We start from the raw sequence: 12,183 nt of genomic DNA, 5'->3' as shown, positions 1-12,183 counted from the left end.
GTCTATCTTTTTATAAATTTTTTGGTGCCAATCAGTTGCCTGGTCGCTTTATCAGTAATTTCTACGATATAAGTCCCGGGTGCCAGGCCGGTAACAGTTTGCTGTATGTTATTCCCGTCGGTTTCCCTGTAAATGACGGTTTGCCCGGTAGCGTTGGTTACACGCAGTAACACTTTGGCCGGTATATCTGTATTGATTTTTATGGTAAATTGTGTTGATACCGGGTTCGGGTACAGGGTCATCGGATCATTGACGATATTATTGGAGACCGTATTAACCGCTATCACTTTACTGTAACTAACACGGCCAAAAGGATCGGCCTGCAGTAAACGGTAATAATTGATGCCGGCAGCAGGCGACCTGTCAATGTAGGTATATTCACCGCTCCCGTTGCTTTGTATAGCTTGTAAAGAAACAAAGTCGCTTGTGCCATCTTTCCGCTCGATATTAAAACCGGTCAGGTTTCCTTCATTTTCCGTTTTCCACGTGAGCTGCACCCCTTCTTTGACCATTTTGGCCGAGAACCCCAGCAGCTTGTAGTTATAAGCTGCCTTTTTATGAAACACCAGCTCAAACCGGTTGGCGCCAAAGCTTGCCGTATCGGTTTTATCAATATTAAACAAGTACTGATGGTATTTGCTGAAAAACAACGAATCTTTTTTGTAATGATCCAGCAGGTATACCTCATACCGTGGGTCGAGCGATTCAAATCCTGTTCCCGACAAGGTATCGGCATTATCATATTTTGTTGCATTTACATGAAGCTTAATCCGGGTTGCCGAATCAATGGAGTGCATGCGGTTAATAGAAAGCATCGTTGAACTTAAGCGGCCATAACTTGCCAGGGTAGCTATATTACCAATTCCCTTTAAGCGGTCTGCATCGTGATAAGGCTCATATTCGTTTTTCGAATCCGGGTCAAAGACTATCATGATATCATCTGTGTTTACCTGGTCGGCAGCCAGTTTCACCCGCATAAGCTGGTTTTTTGCTTCTTTTGGAAGGCCCATCAACAAATACAATGTGCTTCCCAATGAATTTGGCTGTGTAGTTGTTTTGGCAACCTCATTAAAGGTCAAAGAGCCGCTTGCACTTGTAGCCTGGATAAAAAAGCCCTGGCCGCTGGCAATATAGCGTGTTGCATTATTGGTGCCTATTCCGCCGGGCGTTAAGGCGGTGTAAGCGCCGTAATTTTTGCTGGAGTAATTAAATACGTACATCGTGGCAGAAACCGACGGGCCGTAAATGCCGTTTGTGGAGGTGCTTTGCGAAAACGTATCCCAATCAATAGATGAGGCGTATGGGTTGCCAACCAGGTTGTAACCTGTTTGGGCTTTGCTCAATGTAGTGCTGCTGCTATTCCACCATAATTTTACCGGTATGCTGCCCTGGTTAAGCGTACCAACCGCAACCGCAGTAGCCGCATCCGGGTCAATATAGCTGCCCCCGAAACGGTTTTGTTTATTAAGCGCAGTTGTTGATGTAATGTTGTTAACATTATTGCCTGCATAATATAACAGGTAGCCGTTACCCACCGGAAGGGTAGTTGTCGCCGTGGTGAGTCCGCTGCCGGTATAGTAGGAAATCGTATTGCCCAAAATATTGCTTAAGCCTTTAAAATTTCCCGAGTTAAACGTCGCGTTGCTTGCCGGCAGGTCTTCTTTGTATAAATAAAGCGTAGATGCCGCATTGGTAACCGTAAACCCGCCGCCTGTACCGGTAGGACCCGCCGTAAATACACCAGAGAATGCCCCGGAATTGGTGTTCAGGAAACTCAGGTTATAAACCCCGGTGGCCGTATTTACCGGCGAAGACAAAAGCCGGTAATTGCGGGTATTGGCGGCAATGGTGCCTGCCTTAAAATAACGCTCGGCGTATACATTTCCTGTAATACTGTACCCGCTTGGAATAGCATCAACAGAGGCAGTTTGGGATACGCCGCTTTTGAGCGCCATGATAGCACCCGAGGCAATGGCGAGGTTACCTTTCGTAATTTTGAGTTCGCTGTAAATGTCTAATGTATCGCTGTTAATGGTTACCGTTCCGCCTGCCGAGTTATTGATCTCCATAGTGCCCACGTGGGCGTAGCCGGTAGAGGCTGCACCATTATAGCTTTGGGCGGTGCTGCTCCCGTTCCAGGTTATTTTTGATGTATTTAAATTATTCCAGTCTATTTTCCCGGTGCCCTGGTTGTAGATGTTGCAGGCTACACTCAAGTTCGCGCTTAAGCTTATCGTAGCTGTACCGCTCAGGGTAAGCCCATAAACAGCCGCATCGGAATTAATCGTGATGCTTTTCCCGGTTGGGATAACCAGGGTAGCGGTACCATCAAACGCCGGTGCCTGGTTGGTTGTGCCTGCCGTAGTATTATCCCAGTTGGCAGCATCGGTATAAGTGCTCGTAACCCCTTTATAGGTATAAGTTAACGCCCCCGGAATAGCCGCCGCGTTGGTCGTATTGGTTACGGTGGTGCCAACGGTCGTAAATGTTGCCGGGCTGTTTTGGTTCACATACTCCGCTTTAAGCCAATCGGCTGTTTTTGCCACATTGCATACCCGGGGTTCATCGATGACCCCGTTAAAATAAAAACCGGTGCCCCCTTCGCCAACGCCAATATAAAAGCTGCTATTGGCAGTCGGATTCGTGCTGGTCGATAAAATTTTATATTGTGTTCCGTCCACGTAGGTGCTCAGCGTTGAGCCGGTATAGACACTCTGGATATAATGCCAAACCCCGGCGGCAAAAGACGTTGGATTGGGTGTGCTGTTCCTGTTCGCTGCGACCCCACCTTCCGATTCCGGGATATTGGTTGTAAAAACGGACATCTTGTACCCTCCGCTGGAATAACCGCTGGCATCCTGGTTGGTCATCACTTTTTGATCCAGGCCTGTCGCGCCTAATTTGATCCAGGCGGAAATCGTAAAGGGCCCGGTAACGGATACAGCATTGGCGGTAATTTTTTTACTCGACCCGTTAAAGGCGTAAGCCGTACCAATTTTACCGGTAATGAGATCGGCAGATGTCATCCCGCTGGTGGTACCGGTATGCCCGCCCGCCGTGCCATCGGTAACTGAACCCGTGTAGCTGGCCTCATTAAAATGAAACACAGCCAGGTAGTTACTGGCCCAGGTATTTGCAAAAAAAGCGGTGTTATGCGTTACCGTCGGCGACTTAGACCCGTAATAAAATAGGATGTTATTGTTGGTTGCATAAGTTAAAGAGGGTATTTGTACCCAAACCAGCAGGGTGCCTGTAGTTTGGTCATAGCTCTCTACCTGGTAATACAGCTCGCTGCCGCCGCTTACAAAAGCAAAATCATAATTGGTGCCGTTGGGGTTTTGCACCTTGTCGGTACAGGTATTTGAAATAATCAGGTTATTATCCTGTATACTCAATAATGCAGGAAAATTGGTAAGGTTCGAGGTAATGCCAAGCGAGGTGGTGTTCAAGGTAATCGTTTCCCCGAAAGCATAGTTACCATAAGCGGGCATGCTTACCGTTACAGTTTGTGTAGATGAAGAGGCGCATCCTGCGGCGTTGGTGATATTGAGCGTTATTGTTTTACTGCCGGGTGAAGTCCATTGTACGGTAAACGGCCCCTGCCCTGTGCCGGTTGAAGGCGTACCGCCGTTAAAATCCCAGCTATACGTTGATGAGGAAGGATCTGTTCCGGTATAAGTAATGGTGGCATTCGAGTTAACGTTAACCGACGAAGTTGCGGTAAATGTGGCTGAAGGCACAGCATTTACCGTTGCCGTTACGGACGTGCGCGGCGTACTTGTTGCGCCGTTCTGGGTATAGCTTACATAATAATTAGTGGTCGTAGTCAGACTGGGGGTGGTATAGCTTGTTCCTGTTGCCAATGATGAACCGCCGGTCAGCGCCGCATACCAGTTATATACGCCACCCGAGGGCGAACTTCCGGATGCCGTAAGGGTTAATGTCCCAGGGCCGCATATGGAACCGCCTGTGCCTGTAGGGGCCGTGGGGTTTACCGTGATCGTAACCGTAGTGCTGACCACGGTGGTACCGTTATAGGCGGTCACCGTAAAAGTGGTTGTTGCCGTTGCTGCAGTAGGCGTACCGCTGATACTGCCCGTACTGCTGTTAAAGCTTAATCCCGCGGGCAAGGCCGTGTTCAAAAAATAACCGCCCGTTGGGGAAGTTTTGCTCATGGTATTGGCATAATAGGCCGATGTGTATATGACGCCCTTGCTGTCGACAGCAATTCCCTGGGGATCGTTAATGGCTTTACTGGTAAGCAGGGTACCGCTTGGGTTATAAACGCGTACGATGTTAGTAGCCGCATCATCGCCTACATAAAAATTTCCGACGCCGTCAATGGTTATGGATTGCGCAGATGTAAACCCGCTGAGAAAAGTAGATTGAAATGTACCGGCCGAATTATATTTTGTTACGTTGCCGGATCCGTTATTTAAGACATAAATATTACCCGATGCATCTACAGCTACACCAAGCGGGGTGCTCAGATTGGTAGTGGGTAACGACAGCAAAAGTGTACCGCTGGTGTTGTACTTTTTTACCGTGACAGCGCCCTGATCGGCTATATAAAGGTTATCTGAATTATCAATGGTAAGCCCCAAAGCATAGTTTAAACCGCTAAGTATGGTAGACTGATAAACGCCGCTCGAATTATATTTATACACAGAGCCTGTACCGGGCGTGGCGCCCAGGTTTAATACGTAAGCGTTGCCCGACGCGTCAAAAACCAGGTCTTTTGGCAACGACATGGTAGCGCCTGTACCAAATGTGCCCAGGTACGTGCCGCTTGAATTATATTTACTGATGGTATTGTTGCCGCTGTTGGTTACATAAATATTGCCGGAAGCGTCAAGGGCTATCCCCCTAGGGTTGTTCAATGTAGCGCCGGTCAGCGCCGTAGCGGTGCCGAAGCTGATGGCGGCAACCGATCCGCCGGCAACGGTTGGTGACAGGGTCGCAATCGCGGTTCCGGCCGTATACACGTTCGTGGACGGGGAATAAGTAATAGAAAGAGCAGCCCAAACATCATTACACAGCAGAGCCAGGGCCAACGACAGATAGACGAAAATAAAACGGGTGCTCATAGGCAAAAGGTTTAAAGCTGCAGCTACGCCATCCCCCTTTTGTACGGGTATCCTAAATTAAATGTTTAATTATTAAGTATTAATACACGTTTTGTTGAAAACAATCCGGAATACGGTATAAACCAGGAGTTAAACACCACGGCGGTTTCAACAGCAGCCTGCGGCTGGTGGTAGCGGGACCTGGTCTTGTCCGTACAGGCGGATCCTTCCGGTACGGCAACAAATAAGATTCCGGATCCGCTACCGACCGGAAAAAGAGCCGATGGCTGCCCTGAAGTCATCAAGGCTGAAAACCAGGTTGACCGGCCGGTTATCCTGGCCGAACGCTTCAAACAGGTAGCGGCAATCTTAGACGAACGCGCCTTCTTCCCGGTAAAGCACCTCTCTCATTAAAGCCGTGCCGGCACCGGGAGCGGCCTTCGCTCCTTTGCAACGTTCAGTTTAAAATACGGCCCGGATACTTCCCCGGTCATACTCCCCGCTCTCCATGTATACCCCGCAGGCTCCCACCGTTGTCTGGTTTAACGATAAAAGCACTTATATATTCACAATCCATTCGTTTTTTATTGAATTTGTTTAAAATCAATGCTAATGGCAAACTCTGCTACACTCACCGGGTCAGCGTGTTTTCCGGCCTCCCGGATGCCCTGCTGACGCAAATGTTCACGGGAGCCTTTACTTTGTTCGCGGACTGGAGAAAGCACCGGGGGGAAGCATGCTATTGACCGGCAATAAACCGCTGACGGAGCATGTTGGCTTTTTTTTTAAACAAGCTGGTACCGGTACATCGGTATGAAGCAACAGTTAAAAACATCAAAAGTCGGGGGCTTGTTGCGGGAAATAATTAAAGAATCCCGGGGTAACGGTTAAGCGGGTACCCCGTCAAAACAGTTAGCCGGAAAGCTTTACAGGCGTCTCAACCAACTGCACCGCATTTCCTGACCTTTTAGCGATATAGTGGCAAATTCCGCAAATAATTTTAATTTAGTTAACAAATTTACCGGACATGATATGGGCAAAATAAACATAACCGCAGCGCTTATTATCCTTTTTTTTACGGCCTGCAAAAATTACCATACACGGGGGGACGAGGTTTACTACGCGTACGAGGACGAACTAACCGGCCGCCACGCCATACTGGTGGAAGCCGCAGACGCGCAAACATTTCAGGAGCTGAAAGGTAATTCTTACGGCAAGGACCGGCGGCTGGCCTTTTTCCAGGGCATACCTATCGCGGGCGCCGATGCTGCTTCTTTTGAGTCCCTGGGCGATTTTTATGCCCGCGATCAATACCGGGGCTATTACGAAAACATGCCGGTTAAAACGGCAGGCGGGCGTAATTTCAGGATCATTGCCACGTATTATACCACAGATGGCAGGGATGTATTTTTCCGGACCGAACCCCTGCACGTGGCATCCGTTAAAAATTTCCGTTTCGTTTACCAGTCTGGTGAAGAAGATGCCGGCAGGTGGACAACCGACGGGGTCTCCTATTTTTTTCAGCATTATAAAATCCCTTCCGGAGATTACCCCCACATGGTATTATATCCCAATAGCGGCGGTATCGCCCGCGACAGCCGCTGGGCTTATTTCCAAAGCCACAAACTCAATGATGATGAAAGCGGGGTAAGAGTGATCGATACGATTGATATTGCGAGCTTCCGGGTAACAGCCCCATTCAGCTGCCGGGACAAATTCGGCGCTTTTGAGGTCGACCTGGGAAGACAGGGAGGGAAAAGTGCCGTGAAATAAAGGGACCCGGGCTGTTTTCCACGGTTTGACCCCAGATCCGACTGACCGGTCACCTTAACCGGCGAACATTTGGCCCCGGGCGCTAAATTCAAAAAACGGATTTGCGTTCCGGCATATTTTATTATCTTCAAAAAATATGTTGCCGAGGCCAGTCACAACCACATTGTGGGTTATCTTGTTATTTATCACCGCATTGAAAGCCGGGGCCGATTGCGGTAATGCCCGGCTTTTGAGTGAGGTCAGCTCCTATTGTTCCGGCAGTACGGAATTCAGCAACGACAATGCCGAAAAAACAAGCTGGTTTAAATTTATCGCTGTCGCCGCCGATATTAACATCAATGTGAGCGGAAAGGGCTCCGGCGGGACGCTGGTAGCCCCGGTCATCCGGATCTACAGCGACTGTAAGGGCACCGAGCTGGTGGGTACCGGCATATCCGAGAACAACGTGACCAGTCTCTACAAGGGCGGCCTGGTGACCGGCGCCACTTACTATATCGCTATCAGCGGGGAGAACAAAAAAACGGGCACTTTCCAGCTGTGCCTCAACAACTATAACCCCGTGCTGAAGGCAGGGCAGGACTGCGCGACGGCCTCCTACCTCTGCTCGACCCAGACCATTTCACAAAGTAATGTCAGCGGCGCAGGGACGAACAGCAACGAAGCGGCCGGTACCTGTCTCAACGCCGACGGGCTGACTTCCGAATCCAACAGCGTCTGGTACAAATGGCAGGCTGCCAACAGCGGTACCCTTGTCTTTACGATCACACCCAACAGCATCCATGATGATATCGACTGGGTGCTGTTCGACCTCGGCACGACGGGAGACTGCGCCAATGTCAAAGCGGCCAACGCGATCCGCTGCAAGGCCGGTTATGGGGTAGACAATATTGACTGCCCGGGGGACAGCATCTATTTTAAAACCGGGCTGGATTTCAGGGAGACGGACCTGTCGGAGCCGCCGGGCTGCGGCAAGGGGCAGAACGGGAAGGTAAAATTCATCACGATGCTGGCGGGCCATGTGTACGGCCTGCTGGTCAATAATTTTTCAAGCGGGAACAACGGGTTTACACTGTCATTTACGGACCAGGCGGGTAAAGCGGGCACGGGGGAATTCGTGGGCCCGAGGCCGGTGATCGCCTATAGCGGCACCAATGACTGCACGGCTACGCAGCAGCATACATTTACGAGCCTGTCCACGGGTTACGAAACGCTCCAGTGGTCCTTCGGCGAAGGGGCCAGCATGGCCTCGGCTACGACACCGGGACCACATAGGGTCACTTATACCACACCGGGGCTTAAAACGATTACCCTTACGACCCAGTCCGCGGGCGGCTGCCAGGTTATCGCCACCAAACAGATCACGGTTGGCTTTACGCCGGCTCTGCCGCAGATCCAATTAAGCAAGCCGGCTTATTGCCTGAACGACACGGCGAGATTAAGCGCTGTGCAGCCGGCAGGTACGGGCTATAAATGGACCGGCCCGAATAACTTCCGGTCGGATTCAGCTGTCGCGGTTATACCCGTTACAGGCAGCGAAGTAGCCGGCACCTATAACCTGACGATCACCTACAACCAGTGCAGCAGTGCCGCAGCGAGCGTTGAACTTCCTGCTCCCCTACCCAGCCCTGTTGCCGCTTTTGATACCGACCCGTCGAACACGACGGCGCTTTACGGCCCGCTGGCTATACAATTCAAAAACCGGTCGGTCAATGCAGATAGCTACCTTTGGGATTTCGGGGATGGCACCACTTCCACGGAAAGCGAACCGGGGCATACGTACAACAATAAAGGAGAATACACGGTGAAGCTCACGGCCACGAAAAGTAATTCCTGCTTTTCTTCGGTCAGCAAAGCGAACCTGGCCATCATCCAGCTGGACAATTATATCTTCATCCCGAATGCATTCAGTCCCAACGGCGACGGCATTAACGACACTTTTAAAGTGACGATCACAAATATCAAAGCTTACCATATCCGGATCTTTAACCGTTGGGGGCAGCAGTTGTTTGAATCGAATGATATTAATAACAGCTGGGACGGGATGTATAAGGGCCAGGCGGTACCTTTTGGGGTGTTTTACTATGAGTTAAAATCAATTAGTAATAATGGGAATAAAATTAGCCGTGGAGGCTGTGTTACGCTGTTGAGATGACCCCAATGATTAAATAGCCACCCATCAAAAACACTTAACATACTGTTTATCAATAATTAATTTATAAAAAACGAAGGTGCAATCTGTAGATTTTTCCGATATTGAGATCAAAAGCTTGCAGATAACTATGCTCAATAAACCGATAAACACGAGTCAATTGAGTTTTTTACAGCCTGGTTTAAAGGAACAGCTATCAAATAAACATCCGCTAACATTTTAGCGAATGAGATCAATTGGCAGCTATTTGAAGATGCATTTAGGAAACACTACTGGGGAGACTTCGGCCCGCCGGCCAAACCGATACGACTTATGGTAGGGTTGCTGATGCTGAAGTACATCCGTAACCTGAGCGATGAGAGCTTAGTGGAGCGTTGGGCTGAAAATGGGTATTATCAATACTTTAATGGGAGCGAATCTTTACAGCAAAAGATCCCTGTGAAGCGTCCGAATTGGTGCATTTCCGTAACCACATCGGTGCCGAAGGCGTGGACTCAAGTATCCGCATTAATGGCTAAGGCGGTAAAGAAGATAAGGGCAGTAATGATACGACTGACCAGAAGAAGAATATCACTTATCCAACCGATAGCAAACTGCATCCTAAGATCATTAAAAAGTGTGTAGAGATAGCCGAAAAAGAAGGAATAGTTCTTCGTCATAGCTATACCCGGACATTAAAGAAGCTGAGCGTCGATCAATGGTTCAGAAACCATCCGAAAAATGGCGCGAAAGCAGGTAAAGCGGATTAAAAAGTAAAAACGATAGCCGGCGGGTTAGTAAGAGAACGGCAAAGGAATTTACCGGCGAAAAGCTACAAAACAGAGCTGGACTTGTTTAATCGGGTACTCCGTCAAAAACGACAGGACAAGAATAACGTTTATAGCCTTCATGAACCGGAGGCAATATGCATCAGCAAAGGTAAAGAGCACCAAAAAATATGAGTTCGGAAGTAAGGTATCTATCACGGTTATCCAAAACAGCAGGGTGATCATAGGGCGCTGAACATCGCCGGTAATGATTACGACGATCATACACCGGATGCCGTCCTGGAGCTACAGCAAAGACTTACTGGCCACAGGCTCAAAGAAGCCTTTGTTGACCGAGGCTACCGGGGAAGAAAAGAGGTACTTGGAACCACTATCCATACACCCACAACTTTCAGCAGCAAACTAACGAACTATTAGAAAGCCAAATTGAAGAAAGGCCTTATCAAAAAAGGAGCCATTGAAGCTAAAATCGGTCACCTGAAAGCAGATCACCGACTAAGCCGTAACTTTTACAAAGGAATCAAAGGCGATAACATCAATGTCATGCGGGCCGCTGCTGCAATGAACTTTAAAAGAATGATGATTATCTGGAAAGACAATCTTTTGCCTCCTTTTATATGGATTACCAATTGCATTTGTCAAACACTTAAAGCACCAGAAATATCCATCCGCGTTGTTTATTGACTTTTTAAGGATTGGCTAAATATAATTACCATTCATTCCGGAGAATCAAATTTAAAAGAACGCGATTCAAAAATTGCAACCGTAATAAAAGAACAAAAAGGTATCGCGTTGATTTTCTTTCTTTAATTCAACTTGCATAAAAAGCAGGAAAATCAAACTATTTTCAAATAATGGGGGGGAACGGCCTTTTAAGCAGACGCCCTAAGACCAAAAAGAAATTTAAGCATCAGAAAAAAGGCAGTTAAATGATGGGGTACACCCGTGATTTTCCCAGAAACATTCCAATCGATAGCCGATAAATCCCCTTCGTTTCCATTTGTCAGATTACCGATGGTATCATATCATATCCGTAGTTGCCGCTCGATTATCTTAGTAGTTCCTCGTTGTTATTACTTGCTCCTATGTCATCCTGTGTATAACCCAACCTATTGTTCGTTTGCTTACAATTGATGTCGCAGGTGTAGTAATTGGTTAAGTCACCGATGGGTCTGGGCGGTTGGTTTGATCGCAATAAGCCTACCATTGGGCAGGCATTCCGTTAACAGTTGCCAAAGCGCACTTACGCTATCGCCCTGGCCATAGCTATGATGGGTAGCCTGTCGTACTGCGCCTTCACGGATATCTGCCCATGCATTTATTTTCAAATAACAAGTATGCACATTGGGTTTGTTTTAATTATTAAATAAGTTATTCTTCCCCTATCACAAGTCTGTCTACGCTCTATTCCGCACACAAGATTGGCGCCGAAAATATCCCGATGCTCTAATGCCGACAATAAGTACTAGCAGAATAATGATTAGGGTATAGTTTATTTGCATGGGTTATTATTTCTAAGTTCCATTATACGGGTTTAAGAACATTATATTCAGTAAGAATTAATGTTGTCATCCTACCATTTTGCCTTAACTTAAGACGCCTCAAAACCCAACCGCTATATTTTTTTTACCTGTAAATCTGTCCCCGACGTTACTAAAAGATTAAATCAGTTCAAGCGCCATTTCACTCATATATTTCATAAATCTGTAAAGAAAATTCATATTCACATATATAAGCTAAAGAATAATATAAAACTTTCAAATGAAACATAGAAAACATCTAAACTTATTTTTTTATAATCTTCCTATCCTTATAGTGTAACCAATTTAAAAATGTAAATTTTTTATTAAGGCGATTGCTATACTGGTAAGTATCGAACACCGCTAATTTATTAGTGTGAATTTCTTTGTTCCCAAGCAATTTGCTTGTAAAGTTGATTGTGTCCTTTGGGCTGATAAAACCTTGGCTCCCTTCGCAAAAATCCTTTCCCGTGACTGTGACAATGCAAGTAAGATCATTGATGATAAAATATTGAATTGCTTTATTAACATTAAAAGCATAATAAACTTTTGCTCCATCCGAATTCTTAGGATAATTTATTTCATAAACCGAAATGGACTCATTGAAACTAACTTTTAAAGGCATAACTTTTTCCCTCTCATAAATATTATACGCGAAAATCGAGTCTAATTTTTGGTTATGGAATATCAATTCAAAAAAAGGCTGCCTCTTTTTATATAATTTATCGGCCATATCTTCATCTATCGGATAAATCCCTTTTCGATTGAAAAGGTCATAATCGCGGTATAAATGTCGTTTAGTTTTTTTTACATTCTGTTCGCATCCCACTAAAAAAATCGATATAGCCCATAACATGATTTTAACGATTTTTTTTGTTACAAAAAATACTTTATTATTATTTCTCATT

Annotated in this window: 5 protein-coding genes and 1 pseudogene; 3 read left to right on the top strand and 3 right to left on the bottom strand. The window is 46.8% G+C overall.

What is annotated here, in order from left to right:
* Nucleotides 1–2 precede the first annotated feature (2 nt).
* Nucleotides 3–5,087 carry a DUF2341 domain-containing protein gene (locus tag ACFGVS_RS01070; protein WP_439697101.1) on the bottom strand — a complete coding sequence of 1,695 codons (5,085 nt, stop codon included), beginning with the start codon at nt 5,085–5,087 and terminating at the stop codon, nt 3–5.
* Nucleotides 5,088–6,098: 1,011 nt separating this feature from the next.
* Between ACFGVS_RS01070 and ACFGVS_RS01065 the strand changes: the two genes are divergently transcribed.
* The 3 genes and pseudogenes from ACFGVS_RS01065 to ACFGVS_RS01055 all read left to right on the top strand — a co-directional run bounded on the left by ACFGVS_RS01065 (nt 6,099) and on the right by ACFGVS_RS01055 (nt 10,439).
* A complete protein-coding gene (locus ACFGVS_RS01065; protein WP_439697100.1) occupies nt 6,099–6,839 on the top strand; it encodes a DKNYY domain-containing protein in 741 nt (246 codons plus the stop codon).
* A 175-nt stretch (nt 6,840–7,014) separates the two neighbouring features.
* Nucleotides 7,015–8,991, top strand: coding sequence for a gliding motility-associated C-terminal domain-containing protein (locus tag ACFGVS_RS01060; RefSeq protein ID WP_439697099.1), 1,977 nt, complete (start codon nt 7,015–7,017; stop codon nt 8,989–8,991).
* 127 nt (nt 8,992–9,118) lie between these two features.
* Nucleotides 9,119–10,439: pseudogene (locus ACFGVS_RS01055) on the top strand (IS5 family transposase).
* 476 nt (nt 10,440–10,915) lie between these two features.
* On the opposite strand, the gene ACFGVS_RS01050 reads toward ACFGVS_RS01055, so the two are convergent.
* Nucleotides 10,916–11,083, bottom strand: coding sequence for a hypothetical protein (locus tag ACFGVS_RS01050; RefSeq protein ID WP_439697098.1), 168 nt, complete (start codon nt 11,081–11,083; stop codon nt 10,916–10,918).
* A 457-nt stretch (nt 11,084–11,540) separates the two neighbouring features.
* Nucleotides 11,541–12,182, bottom strand: coding sequence for a hypothetical protein (locus ACFGVS_RS01045; RefSeq protein WP_439697097.1), 642 nt, complete (start codon nt 12,180–12,182; stop codon nt 11,541–11,543).
* Nucleotide 12,183 lies beyond the last annotated feature (1 nt).

Source organism: Mucilaginibacter sediminis, assembly GCF_051903035.1.
GTDB lineage: Bacteria > Bacteroidota > Bacteroidia > Sphingobacteriales > Sphingobacteriaceae > Mucilaginibacter.
This window is presented reverse-complemented; position numbering and strand designations above follow the sequence as displayed.